Annotated in this window: 32 protein-coding genes; 20 read left to right on the top strand and 12 right to left on the bottom strand. The window is 43.9% G+C overall.

Annotated elements, in window-relative coordinates; translation table 11 throughout:
• Window positions 1–70: 70 nt before the first annotated feature.
• Both ACK1LH_RS12460 and ACK1LH_RS12455 read left to right on the top strand, forming a co-directional pair.
• On the top strand, window positions 71–1171 hold the full coding sequence (locus ACK1LH_RS12460; protein ID WP_411333227.1) for a type III polyketide synthase: 1101 nt from the start codon (window positions 71–73) through the stop codon (window positions 1169–1171).
• Complete coding sequence (locus ACK1LH_RS12455; protein ID WP_411335097.1) at window positions 1171–1731, top strand: isoprenylcysteine carboxyl methyltransferase family protein; 561 nt, start codon at window positions 1171–1173, stop codon at window positions 1729–1731. Before ACK1LH_RS12460 ends, ACK1LH_RS12455 begins: the two co-directional genes overlap by 1 nt.
• Window positions 1732–2003: 272 nt before the next feature.
• On the opposite strand, the gene ACK1LH_RS12450 is transcribed toward ACK1LH_RS12455, so the two are convergent.
• The gene (locus ACK1LH_RS12450; RefSeq protein ID WP_411333226.1) at window positions 2004–2291 is read right to left on the bottom strand and encodes a hypothetical protein; all 288 of its coding nucleotides are present in this window, start codon (window positions 2289–2291) and stop codon (window positions 2004–2006) included.
• A 209-nt stretch (window positions 2292–2500) separates the two neighbouring features.
• On the opposite strand from ACK1LH_RS12450, the gene ACK1LH_RS12445 reads away from it, so the two are divergent.
• From ACK1LH_RS12445 to ACK1LH_RS12430, 4 genes are all read left to right on the top strand, one after another.
• Window positions 2501–3136, top strand: coding sequence for an FMN-dependent NADH-azoreductase (locus ACK1LH_RS12445; protein ID WP_411333225.1), 636 nt, complete (start codon window positions 2501–2503; stop codon window positions 3134–3136).
• 139 nt (window positions 3137–3275) lie between these two features.
• The gene (locus ACK1LH_RS12440; RefSeq protein ID WP_029280384.1) at window positions 3276–3611 is read left to right on the top strand and encodes a PadR family transcriptional regulator; all 336 of its coding nucleotides are present in this window, start codon (window positions 3276–3278) and stop codon (window positions 3609–3611) included.
• Window positions 3612–3614: 3 nt separating this feature from the next.
• Complete coding sequence (locus ACK1LH_RS12435; protein ID WP_051827261.1) at window positions 3615–4136, top strand: DUF2812 domain-containing protein; 522 nt, start codon at window positions 3615–3617, stop codon at window positions 4134–4136.
• Between the two features lie 107 nt (window positions 4137–4243).
• A complete protein-coding gene (locus ACK1LH_RS12430; RefSeq protein ID WP_411333224.1) occupies window positions 4244–4870 on the top strand; it encodes a metal-dependent hydrolase in 627 nt (208 codons plus the stop codon).
• Between the two features lie 205 nt (window positions 4871–5075).
• Here the strand turns inward: ACK1LH_RS12430 and ACK1LH_RS12425 are convergent, their stop codons facing one another.
• Window positions 5076–5468, bottom strand: a complete 393-nt coding sequence (locus ACK1LH_RS12425) for a sporulation protein (RefSeq protein WP_029566009.1) — start codon at window positions 5466–5468, stop codon at window positions 5076–5078.
• Window positions 5469–5696: 228 nt separating this feature from the next.
• Here ACK1LH_RS12425 and ACK1LH_RS12420 point away from each other — a divergent pair, with 228 nt between their 5' ends.
• The 6 genes from ACK1LH_RS12420 (at window position 5697) to ACK1LH_RS12395 (ending at window position 11995) form a co-directional block, all read left to right on the top strand.
• Window positions 5697–9272, top strand: a complete 3576-nt coding sequence (locus ACK1LH_RS12420; protein WP_411333223.1) for a dynamin family protein — start codon at window positions 5697–5699, stop codon at window positions 9270–9272.
• A 177-nt stretch (window positions 9273–9449) separates the two neighbouring features.
• Window positions 9450–9725: a YpbS family protein gene (locus tag ACK1LH_RS12415; RefSeq protein ID WP_411333222.1), complete on the top strand. Its 276-nt coding sequence runs from the start codon at window positions 9450–9452 to the stop codon at window positions 9723–9725.
• Window positions 9726–9793: 68 nt separating this feature from the next.
• Window positions 9794–9919, top strand: coding sequence for a hypothetical protein (locus ACK1LH_RS12410; protein WP_087946327.1), 126 nt, complete (start codon window positions 9794–9796; stop codon window positions 9917–9919).
• Between the two features lie 118 nt (window positions 9920–10037).
• Window positions 10038–10937 carry a 5'-3' exonuclease gene (locus tag ACK1LH_RS12405; protein ID WP_029280397.1) on the top strand — a complete coding sequence of 300 codons (900 nt, stop codon included), beginning with the start codon at window positions 10038–10040 and terminating at the stop codon, window positions 10935–10937.
• Window positions 10938–11037: 100 nt separating this feature from the next.
• Complete coding sequence (locus ACK1LH_RS12400) at window positions 11038–11694, top strand: NAD(P)H-binding protein (protein ID WP_411333221.1); 657 nt, start codon at window positions 11038–11040, stop codon at window positions 11692–11694.
• A gap of 22 nt (window positions 11695–11716) precedes the next feature.
• On the top strand, window positions 11717–11995 hold the full coding sequence (locus ACK1LH_RS12395) for a DUF6123 family protein (protein ID WP_411333220.1): 279 nt from the start codon (window positions 11717–11719) through the stop codon (window positions 11993–11995).
• A gap of 27 nt (window positions 11996–12022) precedes the next feature.
• Here ACK1LH_RS12395 and ACK1LH_RS12390 read toward each other — a convergent pair whose 3' ends face one another.
• Genes ACK1LH_RS12390 through ACK1LH_RS12380 form a run of 3 tightly spaced genes read right to left on the bottom strand, consistent with a single transcriptional unit; the run spans window position 12023 to window position 14007 of the window.
• Window positions 12023–12919 (bottom strand): DMT family transporter, encoded by an 897-nt coding sequence (locus tag ACK1LH_RS12390; protein ID WP_411333219.1) that lies wholly within the window; start codon window positions 12917–12919, stop codon window positions 12023–12025.
• Window positions 12916–13317 carry a reverse transcriptase-like protein gene (locus tag ACK1LH_RS12385; protein ID WP_029280403.1) on the bottom strand — a complete coding sequence of 134 codons (402 nt, stop codon included), beginning with the start codon at window positions 13315–13317 and terminating at the stop codon, window positions 12916–12918. Before ACK1LH_RS12385 ends, ACK1LH_RS12390 begins: the two co-directional genes overlap by 4 nt.
• Before the next feature lie 12 nt (window positions 13318–13329).
• Entirely contained in the window at window positions 13330–14007 is a 678-nt protein-coding gene (locus ACK1LH_RS12380) for a queuosine precursor transporter (protein WP_029280405.1), read from the bottom strand.
• A gap of 158 nt (window positions 14008–14165) precedes the next feature.
• On the opposite strand from ACK1LH_RS12380, the gene ACK1LH_RS12375 reads away from it, so the two are divergent.
• Window positions 14166–14831, top strand: coding sequence for a reverse transcriptase-like protein (locus ACK1LH_RS12375; RefSeq protein ID WP_029566005.1), 666 nt, complete (start codon window positions 14166–14168; stop codon window positions 14829–14831).
• Entirely contained in the window at window positions 14824–15009 is a 186-nt protein-coding gene (locus tag ACK1LH_RS12370) for a zinc-finger domain-containing protein (protein WP_029280409.1), read from the top strand. The genes ACK1LH_RS12375 and ACK1LH_RS12370 overlap by 8 nt, the downstream gene beginning before the upstream one ends.
• 38 nt (window positions 15010–15047) lie before the next feature.
• Here the strand turns inward: ACK1LH_RS12370 and ACK1LH_RS12365 are convergent, their stop codons facing one another.
• Entirely contained in the window at window positions 15048–15314 is a 267-nt protein-coding gene (locus tag ACK1LH_RS12365; protein WP_029280411.1) for a DUF2564 family protein, read from the bottom strand.
• 192 nt (window positions 15315–15506) lie between these two features.
• Between ACK1LH_RS12365 and ACK1LH_RS12360 the strand changes: the two genes are divergently transcribed.
• Entirely contained in the window at window positions 15507–15713 is a 207-nt protein-coding gene (locus ACK1LH_RS12360; protein ID WP_029280413.1) for a hypothetical protein, read from the top strand.
• Window positions 15714–15770: 57 nt separating this feature from the next.
• Here the strand turns inward: ACK1LH_RS12360 and cspD are convergent, their stop codons facing one another.
• Window positions 15771–15971 (bottom strand): cold-shock protein CspD, encoded by a 201-nt coding sequence (gene cspD / locus ACK1LH_RS12355; RefSeq protein ID WP_029280415.1) that lies wholly within the window; start codon window positions 15969–15971, stop codon window positions 15771–15773.
• A 237-nt stretch (window positions 15972–16208) separates the two neighbouring features.
• Here cspD and ACK1LH_RS12350 point away from each other — a divergent pair, with 237 nt between their 5' ends.
• The 3 genes from ACK1LH_RS12350 to ACK1LH_RS12340 all read left to right on the top strand — a co-directional run bounded on the left by ACK1LH_RS12350 (window position 16209) and on the right by ACK1LH_RS12340 (window position 17053).
• Window positions 16209–16460: a hypothetical protein gene (locus ACK1LH_RS12350; RefSeq protein WP_029280417.1), complete on the top strand. Its 252-nt coding sequence runs from the start codon at window positions 16209–16211 to the stop codon at window positions 16458–16460.
• Between the two features lie 69 nt (window positions 16461–16529).
• Window positions 16530–16796: a phosphocarrier protein HPr gene (locus ACK1LH_RS12345; protein WP_029566003.1), complete on the top strand. Its 267-nt coding sequence runs from the start codon at window positions 16530–16532 to the stop codon at window positions 16794–16796.
• A 74-nt stretch (window positions 16797–16870) separates the two neighbouring features.
• Window positions 16871–17053, top strand: a complete 183-nt coding sequence (locus tag ACK1LH_RS12340) for a hypothetical protein (protein ID WP_029280420.1) — start codon at window positions 16871–16873, stop codon at window positions 17051–17053.
• 908 nt (window positions 17054–17961) lie between these two features.
• Here the strand turns inward: ACK1LH_RS12340 and ACK1LH_RS12335 are convergent.
• Window positions 17962–18117 (bottom strand): hypothetical protein, encoded by a 156-nt coding sequence (locus ACK1LH_RS12335; RefSeq protein ID WP_168713766.1) that lies wholly within the window; start codon window positions 18115–18117, stop codon window positions 17962–17964.
• Between the two features lie 12 nt (window positions 18118–18129).
• Window positions 18130–18357, bottom strand: coding sequence for a DUF3892 domain-containing protein (locus ACK1LH_RS12330; protein ID WP_029566002.1), 228 nt, complete (start codon window positions 18355–18357; stop codon window positions 18130–18132).
• 138 nt (window positions 18358–18495) lie between these two features.
• On the opposite strand from ACK1LH_RS12330, the gene ACK1LH_RS12325 reads away from it, so the two are divergent.
• Both ACK1LH_RS12325 and ACK1LH_RS12320 read left to right on the top strand, forming a co-directional pair.
• On the top strand, window positions 18496–19194 hold the full coding sequence (locus ACK1LH_RS12325; protein WP_235728210.1) for a class I SAM-dependent methyltransferase: 699 nt from the start codon (window positions 18496–18498) through the stop codon (window positions 19192–19194).
• Window positions 19191–19889, top strand: a complete 699-nt coding sequence (locus ACK1LH_RS12320) for an AIM24 family protein (protein ID WP_029280426.1) — start codon at window positions 19191–19193, stop codon at window positions 19887–19889. Before ACK1LH_RS12325 ends, ACK1LH_RS12320 begins: the two co-directional genes overlap by 4 nt.
• Window positions 19890–19933: 44 nt before the next feature.
• Here ACK1LH_RS12320 and ACK1LH_RS12315 read toward each other — a convergent pair whose 3' ends face one another.
• The 3 genes from ACK1LH_RS12315 to metA form a co-directional block, all read right to left on the bottom strand.
• Complete coding sequence (locus ACK1LH_RS12315) at window positions 19934–20941, bottom strand: metal-dependent hydrolase (RefSeq protein ID WP_029280428.1); 1008 nt, start codon at window positions 20939–20941, stop codon at window positions 19934–19936.
• 42 nt (window positions 20942–20983) lie between these two features.
• Window positions 20984–22129 (bottom strand): diglucosyl diacylglycerol synthase, encoded by a 1146-nt coding sequence (locus ACK1LH_RS12310; protein ID WP_411333217.1) that lies wholly within the window; start codon window positions 22127–22129, stop codon window positions 20984–20986.
• Window positions 22130–22292: 163 nt separating this feature from the next.
• Window positions 22293–23201: a homoserine O-acetyltransferase MetA gene (gene metA / locus ACK1LH_RS12305; protein ID WP_282034117.1), complete on the bottom strand. Its 909-nt coding sequence runs from the start codon at window positions 23199–23201 to the stop codon at window positions 22293–22295.
• Between the last annotated feature and the right edge of the window lie 81 nt (window positions 23202–23282).

Genomic DNA, 23282 nt, shown 5'->3' with positions numbered 1-23282 from the left:
CCGGTCATTACATAAAACCTCCTTTATTTGGAAAAAGTAACCGTTACAAGAATAAAATGAGGTGGATGGGATGGCCTATCTTTTATCAGTCGGCAAGAGCATACCGGAAAACAGGATGCAGCAGGACGCGACTGTAGAATTTGCAAAAGAACTCTTTGAAGGAACGTTTAAAGATATTAACCGGCTTCTGCCTGCTTTTAAAAATGGCGACATAGAATCCCGGCAATTTGTTAAAGACATCAGCTGGTACAGGACTCAGCACACCTTTGAGGAAAAAAACAATACATACATTGAGGCGGCTGTGGCTCTTGGAACGGAGGCGATTATCAGCTGCCTGCAAAACCGCGCCTGTTTAAAAAGAGAGGTTGGCTGCGAAGAAATTGACGCGATCTTCTTTGTCTCGAGCACCGGGATTTCTACCCCGAGTATTGATGCCAAAATCATCAACAATCTCCCGTTCAAAGAATCAGTGAAACGAGTGCCTATCTGGGGCCTGGGGTGTGCAGGCGGCGCATCAGGCCTGTCGAGGGCTCATGACTACTGCAAGGCTTATCCGGACGCGAAAGTCATTGTTGTCTGTGTCGAGCTCTGCAGCCTGACCTTTCAGCATGACGATCTGTCCAAAAGCAATTTTATCGGAACTTCCCTGTTTGCAGACGGGGTTGCATGTACTCTTCTTGCCGGAGAAAACGCTGATCTTGCTCATTTATCCGCTCTTTCTGTCCTTCCTAAAACACGTTCGACACGCTCGGTGTTTATGAGAGATTCGGAAGATGTGATGGGCTGGGAAATTAAAAACAACGGATTCTATGTTATTTTTTCAAGAGACATACCAGCTATTATCAGAAACTGGCTGAAGGGTACGGTGGAGAATTACCTTGCTGATGAGGGGGTTTCACTCGGAAGCATTCAGCATTTCCTTGCCCATCCCGGAGGAAAGAAAGTGCTTGATGCGTATCAGGCAAGTCTCGGGTTCACCGAGGAGCAGCTGTCCATATCTAAGAATGTTTTAAGACAGCACGGAAATATGTCGTCTGCAACGGTAATGTATGTGATTGACGAGTACATGACAAACGGACGCATAAACCCTGGAGATCTGGGCATAATTGCAGCACTCGGTCCGGGGTTTTGCGCAGAACTTCTTCTTGCGGAATGGGAGCGGGTTTCATGATATTCGGCTTGTTTTTGACGATTATGATCCTTCAGCGGCTGAGTGAACTTGTGCTGGCAAAACGAAACGAAAAACGCATGCTGAATCTTGGTGGGCAAGAACACGGCAAAAGTCATTATCCGTGGATTGTAGCGCTCCACAGCTTGTTTTTGCTCTCCTTTCTTATGGAAGTGCAGCTTTTTGATAAACAGCTCTCCCCGCTATGGATGGTTATTCTGCCGATTATTGTTTTCACGCAAATCATCCGCTATTGGGCTGTGTTCAGTCTCGGGCCATACTGGAATACAAAAATTATCATTGTCCCTGATCTCGAAGTTGTGGCAAAAGGACCGTACAAATATATGAGGCATCCGAATTACCTTGTTGTTGCCGTTGAAATCCTGTTTCTGCCGATTCTTTTTCAGGCATATGCCACAGCTGTGACCTTTACCCTGCTTAACGCAGTCATTCTGTCCATTAGAATTCCCGCTGAAGAAAGAGCCCTTGCAGAACATACGGCAGATTACGACGAAACGTTTTCATGGAAAAAGAGATTTGTCCCCCGAAAAGGGGAGGAATAACAGTTTCAATTGGGCATAATTTAAGCATAGATGCCGCAAATAGAACGAATGAACACCTCATTTTAATCCGTGCACATAAATCCCTGTTGAAAATGATTTTCATTCGTGGTAGAGTGAAGGTAATAATCATTCTCAGTGAAAAGGTTGTGTGAGACGATGGAAATGACACTCGTATTAGGAACGGTTTTGGCCTACAGCACACTGATGGGCTACATATTAAAAAAAGTGAATACTGCTTCTTAACCTCATGCTGCCTGATTCGGCAGTTTTTTTTATGTCTTTTTTTCATACCTGCGATAAGCTTTCAGCGAAGTTTTAAGAGAGGAATATGCTCCGACAGCAGCACTTCCGTAAAAACAACCCATAAACAGCCCTGTTGAAAAATGGTTGGGATGGCTGATGAAAATGCCGATCAGCAAACCGGTAAATCCTGCGGAAGTAGGGACAAAATGCGGGGGAATCTTAAAGAGCAGCTTCGCGATTTGAGTCAATATGATAACGGCAGGAACGGCAATGACCGCATCCCAGAAATTTGTATGGATAATCGGAAATTCTGTCATTTCTCTCCATCCTTTCTGTCTTTAGTATGAGAGAATGCGGCTGATAATATTTCTGTAAGCTTTTTGTTTGACAAAATTCGCCGGATTCGATATTATTATCTCGAATTGAAGATATTCAATTTAAAGATTCTTAAATTATTGTTTTAATCACATGGATTTAATCAATAATAAAACGGGATCAAACTTTTAAAAAAGGAAAGGTGACTACCATGTCAAAAGTTTTATACATCACTGCGCATCCGCACGACGATACAGCGTCTTTCAGTATGGCTGCAGGAAAAGCATTTCTAGATGAGTACAAAAAAGCAAATTCAGGCGATGAGGTTGTTCACATTGATCTTTATAAAGAAAACATCCCGCATATCGATGCAGATGTTTTCAGCGGCTGGGGAAAACTGCAGACCGGAAAAGGCTTTGAAGAACTTTCAGCGGAAGAAAAAGCAAAGGTCGGACGCCTGTCTGAGCTGAGCGAACAATTCATTTCAGCTGACAAATATGTTTTCGTCACACCTCTTTGGAACTTCTCTTTCCCTCCTGTTATGAAAGCGTATCTTGAATCTGTCGCTGTTGCAGGCAAAACGTTTAAATATACAGAACAGGGACCAGTCGGATTGCTGACAGACAAAAAAGCTCTTCACATTCAGGCGCGCGGAGGCATCTACTCAACAGGCCCTGCTGCTGAAATGGAAATGGGGCACCGCTACCTCGGCATCATGATGCAGTTCTTCGGTGTTCCTTCATTCGAAGGCCTGTTCATTGAAGGACATGCAGCAATGCCTGACAAAGCTCAGCAAATCAAAGAAGACGGAATCGCACGCGCGAAAGACCTTGCTCATACATTCTAATGATAAAAAGAATCTCCAGCCGGGGATTCTTTTTTTTTGATTAGAAAAGATTGACAGCAAACAGGATATGCCATTATTATATTATTAATAGATATATCATTAAACGATATATTGATACATGATATAAAGAGGTGATACATTGCCGAGAAATGCGATGATGGAAATGGAACAGCTTACAGACCCCGCTTATTACATTGTTTTATCTTTGCTTGAAGAAAAGCACGGGTATCTCATTATGAAACATATAGAAGAACTGACAGGCGGAGAGTTTATAATAGGCCCTGCTACACTTTATACACTGACCAAAAAACTGCTTGACGCTGAAATGATTTCCCTTTCTGCCAGTCAGGACGACAGACGGAAAGTTTACAAAGCAACGGAAAAGGGCCGAAAACTCCTGGAGCTCGAGATAGGCCGCAGACAGAGGATGGCTGCACATGGAATGGATGCTTTTAAGAAAAATAAGGAGGTCTGATCAATGGCGAAAAGAAGATATATGCCTTCGGCAGGTCTGGCTTTTGCAGAAGAACGGGAAATGAAAAAACTCAGTAAAATGGCCCAAAAGGGTTGGGTGCTTGAAAAATTCTCCTTCATGGGCTATACGCTTAAAAAATCCAATCCTCGACATCTGATTTACAGCCTTGACTATCAGAATGTAAAGGGGGATGGAGCTGAAGAGTATTATGACGTTTTCAGAGCTGCGGGCTGGGAGCCTGTTACATCAAATGGAAGCGTCCATGTTTTTTCAGCAGAAGAGGGAACTCCGCCTATTCATACAGAGGATGAATCTAAAGCAGAAAAATATGCCGTGATGAAAAACTGGTTTGGATCGATTGCCTGTTTCCTCATACTGCTCACTATTGCGTCTGTCTTTTTAATGCAGGAGTCGGTCATCATCCAGCGGTTTATCTTTCCAGCATCACTTGCTCTGACTGTTCCAGCAGCTATGACGTTTATTACCCTGCAAATTCGGTATGCAGCCGTTAGAAAGAACCTGTAAATATGCGTTTGTGTAAGCTAAAAGAATGATTTTCCCCATAAGTCCTCTCAGCAGGGCTTTTTTGTATTAGAATGTAGGGATGAACATTAAAGGAGAGAAAGTACAGCATGGATGGAACATCACATATGGCGATAGGAGCGGCAGCAGGTTTCGGCGCAGCGAGTGCAGTCGGGGCGGATCTGGAAGCGACGCTCATTTTATCTGCGCTCGGAGGACTCACAGCCTTAATGCCTGATGCTGATATTGACGGCAAGCTGAGAAACAGACTGACATTTTCACATCATTTTATCCGCAGTGTCGCACAGATCGCGGGATTTCTAATGATTATGTACAGTTTTTTTCAAGGAAAGGGAAATGAAATCTGGACTGGCATGGGAGCAGGAGCAGCGATCATTGTGTTGTCTGCTTTTATCAGGCAGAGGCATATGCTGACGATGACAGGGGCGGGAATTGCCGCAGGAGGTTTTTCCCTGCAGGAAACATGGGTCATTCTGCTTGGCATCTTTATGATCATAGCTTCTTTTGTCCCTCACAGAAGCTATACGCACAGTATTGCCGGGCTTTTGTTTTTCGCAGTTATAGCCTCACAATTTGAACAGGCAACAGGGCTTCAGGGAGCTTTTTACGCAGGTACTGCAGGGTATGCGAGTCATCTGATTGCAGATATGAAAATTCTTCCTTTTAACAGGCGCGGAGTTAAATTCTTTCTGCCGTTCTCATCAAAGGAGTTTTAAAGATCAAAAGCGGAAGCGCCTTGCTCAGATCCGATAGGCAGATAAGAATCCGGCGGAAAAGTCCGGTTCCCGCCTTTTTTGACGGATTTGTTCTGACAGAGGATCTAGGCGCTGGAGCTGGACGAGGATTAATTTGTTATTCTATTTTCGTGACATTGAAAAAATGCAGTCCGCATCCGGACTGCATTTTCTGATTTTAAAAGGTTCAGCCTGGCTGAATAATGACTTCATCGTGGTCAACGCTGCTGATGCCGTCAGTAAAGATTAGACGGGTAATAAATTTATAGGAAATGTGGCTGTCTGTCGGCAGCAGGGAAGGAGGGAGCTCAAAACAAAAATTCATCGTTTTTTCTTCCTGTGCTGAAATGACAGCGGAAGAAAGAATGGTTCTTGTGTTGATAACCCTTTCCGTGTCATTCACTGAATGCGTCTGCACGAGATCCGACTCTACCCTCTTCAGGCGCTGTTCAGCAAATCCGCCTTTTATAACGTATTCACCTTTAATCATATCGCCAATGCGGTATGTATCTTTTTTCAGGACAAGATCAATTTTGGCAGATCCTACTCCAAATTTGCACAGTACTTTTCCAAGTAACAAGAAAATACCCACCTTCCGGCCGTGCGGCCATCTGTTATCATTGATTATTTTACGTATTTATTGTAATTTTTCAACCATATTTTTAATAAAAGTTTGTCTTTTTTACGTTTTTATCTGGAAAAAGTTTCATTTTACGGCGTAACTATTTAAAGATTCTCATAATAGGATGGGAAAAAGGCAAAAAATCAAGTAAAATAGCAATATACGCCAGGCAAAGGGGTTTAGGGAATGAGTACGAAAACGTTAAAACAGCATCTGCTTCCAAGAACGGCTGCTGTATGGAATAAAATACAGGATGAACCTGAAACAGCCGATAAATTGATCGAGCTGTTCTATAAAATTCAAAAAAATACGAAGCACATTGCTTTTACAGGCCATTTCTCAGCAGGAAAATCAACGATGATCAACATGCTGATCGGTGAAGAGGTACTGCCGACAAGCCCAATTCCGACAAGTGCAAATGTCGTGCTGCTTCAAAAGGGTGAAAAATCTGTCATCCTGCATGACACGAAAGGAAACCTGATCAAGCTGAAGGGTTCCTACTCCATTCAGCAAGTGAAGGACTATTGCAGGCAGGGCAATGAGGTCTTAAAAATCGAGATAAAAGATGAGTATTCGTCTCTTCAGGAAAACGTTGTGATCATGGACACGCCTGGAATTGATTCCACGGATGCCGCTCACCGCATGGCGACCGAATCCGCTCTGCATCTAGCAGATTTAGTGTTTTATGTGACAGATTACAATCACGTTCAATCCGAAGAAAATGTGGCATTTGTCCACGAAATGATACATAAAGGCAAACAGATCTATTTAATTGTGAATCAAGTTGATAAACACAGGGAAGAGGAAGTGGCCTTCTCTGCATTCAGGGCTCAGATTGAAATGACGTTCGAGGCAGCGGGACTGCCTTCAGACCATGTTTTCTATACGTCCCTTACGGCTTTAGAACATGAGCATAATCAGCTTTCTTCCATAAAAAAACTCGTAAGTCAAATGATCACTAAAGAGGGTCTTGTACAAGAGAATGCCCAAAACACGCTGATCTCATTATCTTCAGACTATCTCGGCCAAAAGGAAGAAGATCTTGAATTGAAGGAGATTTCAGCAGATGAACTTCTCTCGCAAATCGGCAGTGTTCAAAAAGAACTGGACACATCCCAGGCTGCATTAAAGAATCTTTCTGACAGCATCAGCTCTGTTTCAGCAGACTTGCGTGATCAGCTGGACTATATTCTTAAAAATGCCAATCTGATTCCATTCGAGACAAGGTCAAAGGCTGAACGGTTTATTGAAGCGTCACTGCCGGGATTTAAAGTGGGGCTGTTCTTCTCAAAAGCAAAAACAGCAGAGGAACAGAAAAAACGGGAAACGGAACTGTTTGAGGACATTTCAGCCCATTTGCAGTCTCAAATTGCCTGGCACGTGAATGAACTGCTGAAGAAAAAAGCAGCAGAGCATGAGATCAGCAGCCCTGATTTTCTGCAGATGCTTCAGGATTTTTCAATCAAGACAGATGCTGCACTTCTGCATAGTTCCGTTCAAAAAGGGGCTACGGCCAACGCGCAATATACGCTCACCTACTCCAATGATTTAAGTGATTCAGTAAAAAAAGACGCAAAAAAACAGGTGCTGCCTCTCATTGAACAGATGGAACAGCATGTGAAAAATCAAAACGATGCCGAGCTTCAAGCATTGTTCTCAGACGTATCAAAGCGAACAGAGAAACTTGAGGCGTTAAACGAACTGTACCGCAGACTGATTGGATTTGAACAGCTGAAAAATGACGTGATGGAGCTTGCCGCACAGGAAAAGCTTCCTGACCTTGACCTTGCTGAGTGGATAACGGAGCATCCGGAAAAAACGGCTTCAGAAGGAACGCTTGAGCAAAAGCAGTCCGTCAGCCGGAAAATAGAGAAGGAATCTGCTGAAAAGACACATGTTCAGGATCAAACAGCTGATCAGGCTTATTTTGCAGACCAGATTGCTGCAGCATCAAATGTACTGACCGGCATTCCGGGCTTTCAGCAGCTATCAGCATCCCTGAGGACAAAAGCAGAGTCCCTTCAGAACAAGTCATTTACTGTTGCCCTGTTTGGAGCATTCAGCGCAGGTAAATCATCATTTGCAAATGCCCTGCTAGGTGAAAAGCTCTTGCCTTCATCACCAACGCCGACAACGGCTGCAATAAATAAAATCAAACCTCCTGCAATGGATAAACCGCACGGGCTGATTGAAGTGAAATTTAAAACTGAACGTGCATTTCTGGAGGAAATTGCAGATATTTTCTCCATAGAGGCAGTTTCAGCAGAGGATGCCCGTAAGAAGCTTGCTGTCATGAAAGGGGACAGCGAGAGGCTTAAGTCTCTTTTGCCCCTTTATCAAAAGGCATTGACTGTGATCGATTCAATCAGCGGCAAAACGATTGCTGCAAGCAGGAAAGAATATAAAGACTACGTGGCCAATGAAGAAAAAGCGTGCATGGTTGAAGAAGTTGTCATTTATTTTGACAGCCCGCTGACGCAAAGCGGAATTACGATCGTCGATACTCCGGGAGCGGATTCCTTTAACTCAAGGCACACCGAAGTCGCATTCGATTACATTAAAAATGCTGACGCCATCTTGTTTGTCACCTATTATAACCATCCGTTTTCAAAAGGGGACAGAGAGTTTCTTAAGCAGCTAGGAAGGGTGAAAGACACCTTCTCAATGGATAAAATGTTTTTTATCATCAATGCCATTGACCTTGCAGGAAGCAATGAAGAAATTGAGCTGGTGAAAGACTATATCCGGGACCAGCTTTTGACTCACGAGATACGGCATCCCCGTCTTTACGGGATATCAAGCATGCAGGAACTTGCTAAAACGGCAGATCCTCTCCAGTCTGAATTCGGGGTGATGAAAGAGGAATTCCATCACTTTATGAACCACGATCTTTCTGCCTCCATGATTCAGTCTGCAAAGCTTGAGCTTTCGATTGCAAAGCAGCAGCTGCAGTCGGTCCTTGATGCAGCAGACAGCGATCAGGAGAAAAGAGAACTGGAAATAAAAACGCTGACAGCTCAAAGAGAAAAGGTGCTGTCCATGCTGAATGCGGAAACGCAAAATCTCAGGGAGAAACAGCTGGAGCAGGAAGTGAAAGAGCAGCTGTTCTATGTGAAGCAGCGGACGATGCTCAGGTTCCCGGATCTGTTCAAAGAAGCCTTTCATCCGGGAGCATTTGGCGGTTCCAAATCCCCGAAAGAAGTATTGGAAGATTGCTATCAGGATCTCCTTGCGTCCCTTCAGTTTTATGTTCTGCAGGAATTGCAGGCTGTTACTCTGAGGCTTGAAAAGTACGTGCACAGTCTTTTATCTGATGCTTTCAAACAGGCGGCAAGAGAAATGCTGATGCACAATGGACAGCTCCGGACTTCCATGCCGGATTTACAGAAGATTGAGACACCTAAAATCAGAACGTCTTTGAAAGAACATGTAACAAATGAAGAAAAACAGCCGCTGAAGAAATTTAAAAATACGAAGGCTTTTTTTGAGAAAAACGAGAAAAAGCAAATAAGCGAAGAGCTTCAGGAAAAGCTTGCACTTCCTGTTTCAATTCAGCTGACAGAGAGCGAAAAGCAGTTTAAGGCTTATTATGGAGAAAAACTTAGGGAAGCAAGCAAAGAGCTAACCGGAAATCTTGTCATTCAGACAGAGTCATTCTATGAGGCGCTTTTGTCAGCATACACGCTTGAGGATGTCTCGGCCTATGAGCGGAGTAATGAGATGCTTGAGAAGATTCTTTCTGCAACGGGTGTCAAGTCATGAAGTCACCCTATCAGGTATGCGCCTCCTGCATACACTTTCAAAGCTTCCGGGCTGAAGGGCGGATGATTTACCGCTGCAGCCGGCTCGGATTTGAAACAAAACCTGATTATTCCTTTGATTGCTGGAGTCCAAAGGAATCAGTAAAAAAACTAATGAAAAAAAGAGGAGATCAACAAGATGAGCAACGTACATGAAGCCATTACGGCACACAGCAAAAAGCAAAATGCCATCGTTACAAAGTTTGCGGCATTAGAGGAGAAAAGAGAGGCGCTGATTGAAAAAGCGGTTATGCAGTGCAGACAATCCAAGCCTTTTTCAGTGAATGGCATAAATGAAGTCACAGCTGAGATCAACGAACTTGCAAAACAGGGCATCATTCCAACGAGACAGCATGTTACAGAGGAAATGGTCAAAGAATATGTGCTAAGAAAGTTCGGCCAGGACAGCCAATAACTTCTTCGTGTCAGGCAGCTGTTCCCTGAAGATACTAAAGCTAACCTAACTGAAAAGAGGTGTCAGCTTTGGGAAAAACGAAAAAAGGGAATGCCAACGCACAGCGCAACAACAATGCAAAGGGCTATAATGAAGAATTCGCTTCATACGCAGAAACTGAAGTGAAAAAAATGAACAGCAAAAAAGAGAAGTAATAAAGCAGGGGGCCGTTCTATAGAACGGCCCTTTTCATGTTTTTCCCTTTCTTCCCGCGGACATAATTATGGTATGATAGAGACAGCGTATTTATTAGAATAGGAGTTTGATCTCTATATGAATAACAAAAAAGAACATTTGCTGATCGTTGACGGCATGGCTCTCTTATTCAGAGCTTTCTACGCCACAAGCGTTTACGGCAACTTTATGATAAACAGCAAGGGCGTGCCGACAAATGCAGTAAACGGCTTCCTGAAGCATCTGCTCGCTTCCGTTAAACATTTTCAGCCGACCCATGTCATCTGCTGCTGGGATATGGGCAGCAAAACATACAGATCAGAGCTTTTTGATCACTATAAAGCCAACCGTCCGGAAGCTCCTGTTGAAATGCTTCCGCAATTTGACCTTGCCAAAAAGGCTGCAGAAGCTTTTAACATTCCGAATGTCGGCCTTGTCGGGTATGAAGCGGATGACTGCATCGGGACCATTGCAAAGCTTTATTCTGCTGAAATGAATATTTCCATTCTGACGGGCGACCGCGATCTTCTGCAGCTGCTTGATGAAAACATACAGGTCGTTCTAATGCAGAAGGGAATTGGCCAATATAAAGTGTATACGCCGGATTTCTTTACAGAAGAAACGGGCATTCTTCCAGCTCATCTTGTGGATGTGAAAGGACTCATGGGCGACAGCAGCGATAACTATCCCGGAGTGAAAGGCATCGGAGAGAAAACGGCCTACAAGCTGATTGCAAAGTACAAGTCAATCGATGTTCTGCTTGAGCGGCTTGAAGAGCTGACGAAAGCCCAGCGGTCAAAGATTGAGCAGGATTTGGACATGCTTCATCTTTCAAGGCGGCTTGCAGAAATTGCGTGCGATGTACCTGTTGAATGCACCCTTGAAGAAGCTGTATTTGATGCAGAGCACAGCCGTGCTGCACGGTTAATTGAAGAAATGGAGCTTAGAGGGCTTCATACCTTTTTATCAGATGCATTGAATTCCAGAGAGGCAATATGACCTCTCTTCTCTTTTACATAACCGGCCCCAAAACGGGAGCAAGCCCTTTGTTTTTGATCCCGTTTCCTTTATGATCCGAAGAAGATTGGAGTGACAAATCATGAAGAAAGCAATGATTGTCGGGGCAAGCGGCCTCATCGGCACGGAGCTGCTTGAGCTGCTGCTCTCATCAAAGCATTATTCAGAAGTGAAGACGGTTACAAGGAAAGCATTGGACCGCAAACACGATAAGCATAAGAACATCGTCGTCGACTTTGATCATCTTTCAGCAAGTAAACGTGAATTTGAGGTGGATGACCTCTTCATATGTCTTGGGACAACCATGAAAAAAGCAAAATCTAAAGAAGCTTTCTATAAAGTCGATTTCGAATATTCAGTAGAGGCGGCAAAGCTTGCAAAACTGCAGGGAGTGAAACGGGTGCTGGCTGTCTCTGCAATAGGTGCTGACAGAGATTCGCTCTTTTACTATAACCGGGTAAAAGGACAAATGGAGGATGCACTCAGAAACATTGGCCTTCCGTCAGTTATTCTGTTCAGGCCCTCTCTTCTGCTTGGAGACAGACAGGAATTCCGGATGGGGGAAAAACTGGGTGAGTGGCTGTTTAAACTTTTCGGTTTTGTCTTTATAGGCAAACTAAAAGCGATGAAGCCTATACATGCGAAAACGGTTGCAAAAGCAATGCTGAAGGAAGCACAGAATAAAGATCCTCTGGTTATCACATTTCAATCTGATGAAATTAAGGATATTGGCTATTAGAACATGCTAAGGCGGGGTATGCTTGCTACATACGATACAATCAGTCACAGATTATTTGCAGCATTTACAGGATAAGGGATTTCACTTTAAGGAAGATGCCCTCGGATTTATTGAATTTGGAAAGCACTATACTGGCGCAGAAGATAAGCTGGTCATAGCTGCAATCGAGCTGACATTAAAAGCACAAAAAGAATTTGACGGCGCTTTTTTTGTCGCTCTTCTTGAAAGACTGACAAAAGAAAAGGCAAGAAATCGCAGCCAGGCGCTGCGGGTTGCAAGGGAACTGAACATTTTAAATTGAAAAATCCCGGAGATCTCCGGGATTTTTTTAATGGGAAACAATCGATTCTTTTTTTCGCGCTGGCTTCCATTCTGCCATCAGCATCGCAGATAGAATGAGCACACAGCCGAATATATCGGCTGAAGAGAGCCGCTCACCTGCGAAGAAGTAGGCAGTCAGCGCTGCAAATACAGGCTCTGATGCGTATATGAGGGCAACCCTGGATGCTGTCGTATACTGCTGAAGCTTTGTCTGGACAAAAAAAGCAAAAGCTGTTGCAAAAAAGGCTGTAATAAACAGGGCTAACATCACGTCCGCTGTCAGCATTTTTCCCGCATCCGGCACATTTTCAAAAAGACCTGACGCTGAAAAACTCAGAATAGAAACGGTAAATAATTGGACGATGGTCAAAAGCCAGGCATCGTGCTGTCCCGAGAACCTTCCCGTAAACAAAATATGCAGGGCAAAGGCAAGAGCACAGCAGAAAACGAGCAAGTCACCCTGGTTAAATGATGAAAAGCCGCTGAATGTCAAAAAATACAGACCTGCTGTGCCAACCGCTGCTGCGGCATAAACTGTTTTCCTTGCCGCTTCCTTAAGGATCCATATGGAAAGCAGGGGAACAATCATCACGCTCAGGCCCGTAATAAATCCTGCTTTAGAAGAAGTCGTATACAAAAGGCCGACTGTCTGAAAAGCGTAGCCGAGAAAGAGAAACAGACCCAATGTGACACCGGCGGCAATTGAACGTTTCGAAGGAGCTAGACGCGTCATTTTCCTGCCAATCAAAGCGACAAGCAAAGCAGCAAGGAAAAACCGGACGCCGTTAAAAAAATGAGGGGGCATAAACTGAATCGCTTTTTGAACAATAACAAAAGTAGACCCCCAAATGCATGCCACAAGAAGCAGGCTGAGATCGGCTGTGAGAGATGATTTAATCTTCATGCTTTATCACTGCCATTCATCCGGATCGCTTTTCTCGCAAGCTCATCAGCAACCGCGTTCTGCTTGCTTGGAATCCATTTAATGAAAAAAAGATCAAATCCGTTTTTCAGCTCAAGAACTCTCTCGAGCAGCGGTACAAAGGAAGGGTTCTTCACATACTCTTTTTCAACAGCCCGCTCGACAAGCTGGGAGTCGGTCCTGACTGAAATGATGGAAAACCCTTTCTCCCTGCAGATCTCAAGGCTTTTTATCAATGCATGATACTCCGCTTCATGATTCGTCATTGTTCCAAGCGGCACGGCAAACTGCTCTCCCTTGCCATGCCCTTTTATGAAGATGCCTGCTCCGGAAGGGCCCGGGTCTCCGGCACTGGCACCATCCACATATACTTCAATCATTTCTTCCTCTCCTCATTCCGCAGGTTTTATTCTTTTGGCCAGATACGCAAATGGTGTATCAATAATAGCAACGACAAATTTAATCAGATAAGTCGTGATGAAAATCTGAATCCAGATGTCAAACGGATAGACGCCCAAAAAGGCAATTGATGTGAAAATAAGGGTGTCAAGCAGCTGGCTGATCATCGTGCTTCCGTTATTCCTGACCCACAGCAGCCTGTCAGATGGAAACTTCCGTCTGAGCCATGAGTAAATTGCCACATCTGTATACTGGCTGATAATAAAGGCTGCGAGGCTCCCGATGGCAATACGGGGAATCATATCAAAAATCGTCTTTAATGCCCCTTGTGCAAAGTCCGTTTCATCAGGCTGGAACATGAGTACACCCTGCATAATGACGGTAAGGGAAATCAATGTTGCAAAACCCAGCCAGACGGCTTTTTTGGCCTCTTTTTCCCCGTATTTTTCATTGATGATGTCGGTCACTAAAAAGGCAGTACCATACATGATATTCCCCATCGTGGCCGTTAATCCGAAGATCTCGATCGTTTTGACTACCTGAAGGTTGGCTACAACGGTCGAAAATCCGATCCAGACAAATAATCCGCTCTTGCCGAAAAGTTTATAAAATAGCAGAACAATGATAAAATTAATGAATGCAAATCCGATCCACAATAATTCGTTTGGCATATAAAATCTCCTTGCTGATATAATTTAGGAAGGTTTTTTTGTGAAGACTTTTCCCTTACTATGCATTAAGCCGAATATGATTATAGCACATTGAATACAATTGCCGGTACAAGCAAGACTACAGGATAACACGAACCATGAAGTCAGGAGTGAAAATGGTGAAATATCACATTCAGTGGATGTACAAAACCCCGAAAAAGCAGAGCGTCCTGTTCAGTTCGGATGAGACCGATCTTGAGACTGCCATCAGTATCGGAGAAGATGCCGAAAAAACAGGCAGAGCCCAGTCACTTGAGTTTATTGATTCCAGGGGCACTTCATGGACACTTAAAGAACTTAAGAAGCTGGGACTCGAAGTTGCGCATGAACCAACGGATGTAGAAGCTTTTTTTGACGGAAATTATAATAAGCTCTCAAAAGAAGCGGGCCTTGGAGCTGTTATCTACTATACAATAAACGGTAAACGATCAAGAATGAGATACAGTCAAAAGGCGGAGGCTCTTTCTAACAATGAAGCAGAATACATGGCCTTTTATTTTTTGGTCCAAAAGCTTGAAGAGCTCGGCGTGCAGCATCAGGACGTCACGTTTAAAGGAGACTCGCAGGTCGTTCTCAATCAGCTTTCGGGAGAGTGGCCCTGCTACGAGGAAGCATACTCCCGCTGGCTTGATAAAATAGAAAAAGCACTTAACAAGAGAAACATCCGCCCAATCTGCGTACCTGTCGCCAGAAAAGAAAATGCCGAGGCGGATAAACTTGCAGGACAGGGGCTCAGCGGCATAAAGGTTGCAAGTGAATGGACGGCTGGTGATCAAGATGAATGAGAGAGACAAAAGACAAATCGTCCATGAGATTGATGAGCTGAATGATACATACTGCTCAGACTGTCTTCTCAAAAAACTTTTCAGAAAAGAACGCGGGAAAAAAGCAGCCCATGCATTTTGCATTGGAGAATGCACAGTAGGGCAAAAGATGAAGGAGTACGGCAAAAAACTTGTATAGAAAAACAGAGAAAAATCCGCTGAACTCAGCGGATTTTTTTATTTTTTCGCTTCATTAAGCTGATGCTCGCACTGCAGCAAAAGCTCATTCTGATTGCTTAAAAACGGCTGATCAACGCCTGTCTCACCAGCTGTCTGATAAATGGCTTTAGCATCCTGCAAAGCTTTTTCTGCGTTTTGGATAGCTTCAGGATCCATGCTCATCGTTGCCGAGCCCGTCATTTTCTGTGCAGCAGCAACTGCCATTTCAAGCTGCTTTAAGTTGTTAAAACCGCTGATAAGACCTGTGTGATTAATTTGATCCAAGTCCTCACCTCCACACCTTTATCGTTCGACAACCTTCTTAAAATATACATCGAAAAAATAGGGCGAAAGAAACTGGATGAAAATTTCTCTAAAATAAATATTCGTTAAAAAGAAGGATTTTGTTCTTTATTGAAGAATAACTGTAGATTAGGATGAACCTTTTTGACTATGCCGCAGGGGAGGGTGACAGCAATGAAAACAACAATCAAAATCAATGATGATATAAAGCAGGCTTTTTACGAAATATATGGCGATTTAGATATGCTTTTGTTCATGGCAAAAAACGGCAGCGTCTTTAACCAGTTTGAAGTAAAAAGGATCGAAGGGAAGCTTAAGCAAAACTTAAAGGCTGTTGAATTTTTAATTGTCAGCCAGGATTTAACGAAAGAAAGAGGCTGAGATATCTCAGCCTCTTTCTTGCATTCGTATATGATCAATTATAATGTACGTTTGTAATTATAGTTTCACTACGTTAGCAGCTTGTGGTCCACGGTTGCCTTCAACGATTTCGAAAGAAACTTCCTGGCCTTCTTCAAGTGACTTGTAGCCGTCTCCCTCGATAGCTGAGAAATGTACAAATACATCGTCTCCGCCTTCAACTTCGATAAAACCGAAACCTTTTTCGTTGTTGAACCATTTAACTTTACCGTTTTGCATAGTACTTTATCCTCCTAATACTGTAGCACAGGTGTTGCTACCTGGAAATATTTTATCAATCAGCGAATATGTATGCGCAAACAAAGTTTGGAAAAACGATGTTTCACTAACTATTAGCTAAATGATGATTTAAATATACACTATTGGAAATTTGTCGTCAAGTTACCTATAGATTTTTACGGAAATTTCAGATATTTTAATTATAGGTGGAATAACTTGTAAAGGGATGTGGGAAACGTGTACAAAACAAACATTGGAAACATGCAGGTTATTTTTAAAAAAGACCGAAAAATGAGCGATGACCGTTTTCTGCAGGCATGCAGCCAGCTTGAAACGCTTGAATCACTGCTGGACTTCGAGCATGAAAGGCTGATTCTCATTAAAGATGCCCTTCAGAACACCATCATTGTAGAAAAAAAGAACACGCAAATCTGCACCATTTATCTGCACAGCTACATTACAAATGAAGAAATCATTAAGCTTGCTTAAAAAACAGTTTCCTTTTGATCAAAAACGATTATAATATTTCTTTGTAGAATGAGGAGAGGGGAAAGAAAGATGCAGCAGAAGAAATTTGAAATTACAAGCGAGTCAGGCATACATGCACGTCCTGCAACATCTCTTGTCAATGCAGTCAACTCTTTTACAGCAGATGTGAACCTGGAAGCGAACGGCCGCAAGGTTAACCTGAAATCAATTATGGGTGTAATGTCACTAGGCATTGGAAAAGGTACAACCATTACCGTATCAGCCGAAGGCGAAGATGAAAAAGAAGCTATTGAAGCAGTGGAGCGTGTCATCATAGCAGAACAGCTTGGCGCATAATCATGAAAATCTCCTGGAAACAGGAGATTTTTTTTTATGGCAGGAAATACTATACCTGAATGGAGGCGAGAAAGATGAAGGATAAAAAATATCCATCTTACCTTGGAAGCGAAGAAACATCACGCGCCAATGACGGCATCAATGAAGCATTCTATGACAACGGGGACAAAATGCAAATCCCTCTCTATATGAACAATGAAACAGCGGCTATTACGATTGACAGGGGCAGAAATGAGCAGGCTGATCGTGAAGAATAGGGCTCCAAATATTTTGGTTTCAGCGTGAAAAAAAAGGCGCCGCTCGGGTGAGTGGCGCCACAAACAGGCTTCATGGGTGAAGAAAAGTGGCAACACTCCGGTGAGTGACGCCACAAACAGTCTTCATCGGTGAAGAAAAGTGGCGTCATTCCGGTGAGTTGCGCCACAAACATGCTCTGTGGGCGAAGAAAAGTGGCAGCACTCCGGTGAATTGCGCCACAAACAGGCTCCAAGCGTGGAGAAAGTGGCGTCATTCCGGTGAGTGACGCCACAAACAGGCTCCATGCGTGGAGAAAAGTGGCATCATTCCGTCGAGTGACGCCACAAACAGGCTTCATGGGTGAAGAAAAGTGGCATCATTCCGTCGAGTGACGCCACAAACAGGCTTTGTGGGCGAAGAAAAGTGGCACCACTGCGGTGAGTTGCGCCACAAACAGGCTCCATGGGTGAAGAAAAGTGGCACCACTGCGGTGAGTGACGCCACAAACAGTCTTCATGGGTGAAGAAAAGTGGCGTCATTCCTGTGAGTTGCGCCACAAACAGGCTTCATGGGTGAACAGGAGTGGCGTCATTCCGTTGAGTTGCGCCACAAACAGGCTCCATGGGTGAAGAAAAGTGGCACCACTGCGGTGAGTGACGCCACAAACAGTCTTCATGGGTGAAGAAAAGTGGCGTCATTCCTGTGAGTGACGCCACAAACAGGCTTCATGGGTGAAGAAAAGTGGCACCACTCCGGCGAGTTGCGCCACAAACAGGCTCCAAGCGTGGAGAAAGTGGCACCACTCCGTTGAGTGACGCCACAAACAGACTCCATCCATTAAGAGAACGGAATTTTTCCTGCGAACAACGCCTTAAAACAGTCTTTGCAGATAGAAAACCAGCTGCCTTGGCAGCTGGTTTTATCATCCTTATTTCCCGGAAGTCTTTGATTTCTGGTCTTTGTTGCGTTTGTTTCCCTTGCTGTTGTCTCCTGAGATGATTTCCTGGCCGAATTCTTCCTGGAAGTGTCCTTTTTCAGGTGAGTTGCCGTTTGCGCTGCCTTGTTTGTTGTATTTTTTTGTCATTATCTATTCCTCCTAAAATTGTGGTAGTGCGTCAAGGTTATTTGCTTTGGTGTTGTCAGGGTTGCTTCGGATATATGTGCCGCCGCCTTTTCCTTTAAAGGTGCTGACACCTTCAATCATGCCGCTTCCTGCTTCTGCAAGCGCCTGTTCGTAGGAAAGAATTCTGCCTCCAGAGGTTTTAAAAGCGGACAGATCGCCGTCGCTGTTTTTCTGAACAGCAATAAAGGTTTCCTTCTCCATTGTAAGCACTCCTTTCACATACAGAGAGATCTCTGCTTACATTAGTCTTTATTCTTTGCCGACTTTTATTCCGCAGAGAGGAATTCCGGCGGTTTCCTAGAAATGTATAATGAATGCTGATAATTGGAGCTGATTCAAGTGGTAAATACATATGACTGGGAAAAAGAAGCAGAGAAAAAATGGGACGAGCGGGCTGCCTTCTGGAACAAGAGCAGCAAAGAAATGTGGGATACCGGCAGCAGAAGCACGGTCATCCCGTTTTTCAAGAAATATGTGAGTGAAGGATCAAAGGTTATTGATATCGGCTGCGGGGACGGCTATGGGTCGTTCCTTTTAATGCAGGAGGGCATGAAGGTGACAGGAGCTGATTTGTCCCTTGAAATGATCAGGCTTGCAAAGCAGCACGAAAAAGAAGGCAGGCTTGAGTTTAGACAGGCAAATATCATGTCAATGCCATTCGGTGGCGGAGAGGCCGATGCACTGCTGACGATTAATTGCCTTGAATGGACAGCCGATCCGCTGGCTGGATTACAGGAATTAAAAAGGGTTGTTAAAAAGGAAGGCTATTTGTGCATTGCAGTTCTCGGACCGACAGCGCATCCCAGAGAAAACAGCTACGGGAGGCTGTATGGAAAAGATGTCATCTGCAACACCATGATGCCGTGGGAATTTGAAAAACTGGCGCTTGAAAACGGCTGGGAATTGATCGACAGTCAGGGTGTTTACAAACGGGGAGTTACAGAGGACATGGTCCATAAACTTTCAGCAGAATTAAAGCAGTCACTTTCATTTTTGTGGCTGTTCATGCTTCAGAAAAAGGGAGAGGATAAGCGATGAACAGATACAGCATTCAAGAGTTTGTGGAGAAAACAGAGCAGCAGGACAAAGGACAGGGGCTGTTTGAGCTTGAAACCGAGAGGCTGCTTGAGATCAATTTGAACGGCCAAGTCTGGACAAAAGCCGGAGCGATGGTCTCCTACCGCGGTCAGATTAAATATGAACGTGAAGGAATTCTTGAGCACGGCCTTGGGAAAATGTTTAAAAAGGCGCTGACAGGCGAGGGGACGGCTCTTATGAAAGCGACCGGAGCCGGAAAGCTTTATGTAGCTGACCAGGGAAAGAAGATTTCCATCATAAATCTGCAGGGAGAGTCCATTTTTGTAAACGGCAATGATTTGCTTGCGTTCGAGCCTTCCATCACATGGGATATAAAAATGATGAGGAAGATTGCGGGTATGCTCTCAGGAGGACTTTTTAATGTGCGGCTTGAAGGCAGGGGAATGCTTGCGATTACCTCTCATTATGAACCGCTGACACTGATTGTCAAACCGGGTGATCCGGTTTATACCGACCCGAATGCAACGGTTGCCTGGTCAGGGGGACTGACTCCGGAGTTTGTTACCGATATTTCGCTGAAAACGTTATTCGGGAGAGGGAGCGGAGAGTCTATACAGATGAAATTTGAAGGTGAAGGCTTTGTTGTCGTTCAGCCATTTGAAGAGGTATATTACAGTCAAACGACGTCAGGCTGATCATGGCCAAAATAGATAAAACCCCCGGAATTCCGGGGGTTTTATTATGCGTCGAGACCTGCTGTCCCTGATGAGTTACCGGGAAGGAGGGTACTGTGCAGCTTTCCTGTCTGGTGAATCCATCCTGTTTGAGATGAGAGAATCGTTCCGTTCCGGGCCAACAGGCAGACAGCCATATAGGGGTAATGATTTTTAGTCCGGAAACGGAGGTCAAAAAAGCGGACTTCATATCCGGAAGGAGCAGGAATAACGATACTGTGCACATGTTTTGAGTTTTTAAGGAAATGCCGCACGTTTTGATCTTTTTCAGCAGCTGATATCAGCCCATGCTTTGTTTTTTCAAACGAATGAACCGGCCTGACCTTGCCTGAGCGAAGTTCACCGGTGGTAAAGCCTGATTCTGTTTCAGACACAAACTGCCATACTGACCAGCGAATCGTAGGGACGACAGTCAAAACGGAAGACTCGCGGAGTTCGTTTCTGATTTGTGCAAGAGCTCTTCTGGAACTGAAGAAACGTTCAATGACATACACCAATATGATTGTGTAAATAACAGAAAAAATAAGACCAGGGCTTTCTCCAGCGGCCCAAAGTGCAAAACCGGCAATGTTCAAAAAGACAATCAGCGGGTCAAACAGCGGGATGAAATTCAGGGACAGCCATTTTTTTGTGAATGGCCGTGCTGCCTGAGTGCCGTATGCGTTAAAAAGATCAAATAAAACGTGGATCAGCACCGCAGCGAACGTCCAGCCGAATAGGTGCATCGCTTCCTGGCCTGATAAGGCAGGTGAAAAAACGAGAATAATGGCAGTAAGCAGAAAGCTCCAGATAAACCATGCAGGCACAGAGTGCGATAACCCGCGGTGATGCTCGGTGTACATTCCTTTGCCTTTAAAAACTCTGACCGCGTAATCAAAATCCGGTGCATTTGATCCAAGAACGGTGCCGGCCATCACTGCAGCAGCAAGTTCGGGATTCTGTCCGACAGCAGGGTCAACGTATGCGAGTCCTGCAAGGCCGAAACCCATGATGATGTGCGTGCTTGTATCCATTTTTTAGCCTCCGGGGGTGTATTCCCCTTCATCCGGAAGGTCTTATTGAGCCTTAATAAATTTGTTCTCTTTAAAAAGAGAAGCTTCTCTGAGTATATCTTCCATAATGGTTAAGGATGAGTTCGGATGGTGAAGACGCTTGATGTTGCGTTTCATTCTCTTAAGTTTTTTATCGTCTTTCAGCAGGCTGCTGACAGTCTCATACACTTCCTCTGAGCGATTGACTACAACAGCTGCCTCGTTTTCTTCAAAAAAGAGGGCATTTTCTTTTTCCTGTCCGGGAACAGGTTTGAAAAGTATAACGGGAACACCAACAGCTGCGGCCTCGCTTAACGTGATGCCGCCTGGTTTTGTTACCATGCAGGATGCAACTCTGAAAAGCTCATCGACCCTTTCAACGTAGCCAAGAAGCTTCAGGTTTCTAACATTTTTGCCTGTTATCGTTTCAAGGTTTTCTTTTAAAGCCGCATTGTTTCCGCAAACCACGACCGTCTGCAGATTCTGGTCTTCAATAAACGACTCGCACAGTTCTTTTACGTTTTTGAGAACACCGTGCGCGCCTGCCATGACAAGCAGAATCTTTTTATTGGGATCAAGCCCGTATTTGCGGCAGATTTCATTTTTATCAAGGTTTTCTTCAAACACAGAACGAATTGGTATGCCTGTCACCTTGACGGATGCAGGATGAATGCCGAGGCTCATGACCTTTTCTTTTACCCGTTTGCTTGCCACATAATATTTATCGATGTTCTGGTGAACCCAGATTTTGTGAAGACAGAAGTCAGTGAGCACATTGAAGGTTGGAATCATGTGGCCAGTGCGTCTTCTGTACTCAGGCACGACGAAAATCGGGAATGTATTGATGATCAGATCGGGCTGCTCCTTTTCAATCAGCTCAAAAAGCCTTTTATTTCCGAGCTTAAAGTACAGGGTCAGCAGTTTCTTGTTGTAAATTTTATCGACGCCGTAATAAAACATGCGGTAAAACTGTTTGCCGATCGTAAAGCTTTTTAAATAAAGATATTGGGTGATTTCTGTAAAAACAGGGTTTGATTCAGCGTACAGATCAGAAACAACCACTTCCTCAATTCCCATGTCCTTGCATTGCTTAACAAGTGTTTTTGAGACTTGAACATGTCCGTTCCCGTATTTTGCGGTTAAAATTAACACTTTCGGTTTTTTTAACAATGCATTCACCTCAGCTATAATCATAAACAGGACGCTTATGTTCCTGCTATTAAAAGCGTATCACAGGATTATTTACAAAATATAAAGATTAGATAAAAATTAAATTAAATTCACCTTAATTTTAACAAATAAATCCAATTTGTGTGATATTTTTTTCCATCGCTTATTCCCATTCGTAAGGCGTTTCCTGATAGACGCAGTAATTCAGCCAGTTTGCAAAAAGGAGATGGGCATGGGATTTCCACTTTTGAACAGGTTTTTCAGACGGATCGTTATTTGGAAAATAAGAGGAAGGAACTGCCGTCTGGACTCCTTTAGCCCGGTCCCGCTCGTATTCCTGCTTCAGAGTAAGGAGGTCATATTCAGGGTGGCCAGTCAAAAAGACGTGCTTTGCATCCTTTGAAGCTACAAGACATACGCCGGCTTCTTTTGATTCGCTTATGATGTCGAGTTCTTCAACCGCCGCAATATCTTGTCTCTTTATATCCGTATGCCGGGAATGCGGCACATAGTAGTGATCATCGAACCCTCGGACAATTTTTACAGAATCATTACAAATGACATGTTCAAACACACCGAAACATTTTTCTTCCAGACTATATTTATTTACGCCATAGTGATAGTAAAGTCCTGCCTGGGCACCCCAGCATATATGAAGGGTGGACGTGACATGATTGTTTGTCCATTCAAAGATTTCTTTCAGTTCGTCCCAGTATGAAACCTCTTCAAAAGGAAGATGTTCGATTGGCGCGCCTGTTACGATCATGCCGTCAAACTTTTTGTGGCGGATTTTTGAAAAAGTTGTGTAAAACTGCTGCAGATGCTCTTCTTTTGTTGTTTTGGATGTATGGGTTTCAGGTCTCATAAATGTAATGTTCAGCTGAAGAGGGGAATTCCCTAGCAGTCTCAGCAGCTGTACTTCTGTTTTCTGTTTTTCGGGCATAATATTCAGGATCACAATGTTCAGCGGTCTGATATCCTGCTGATACGCTCGCTTATCGTCCATGACGAAGATATTTTCTTTTTCAAGAATTTCTTTTGCGGGAAGGTCAGATGGAATATTTATAGGCATGAATGAACCTCAACTTTCTGTACATTTCAGAGTTTTCTCTATTATAGAAAGTTTGGAATAATAATTCAATTTGCTTTTGTG

This window comes from Metabacillus indicus (genome assembly GCF_046603695.1).
Taxonomy (GTDB): Bacteria; Bacillota; Bacilli; order Bacillales; family Bacillaceae; genus Bacillus_P; species Bacillus_P indicus.
This window is presented reverse-complemented; position numbering and strand designations above follow the sequence as displayed.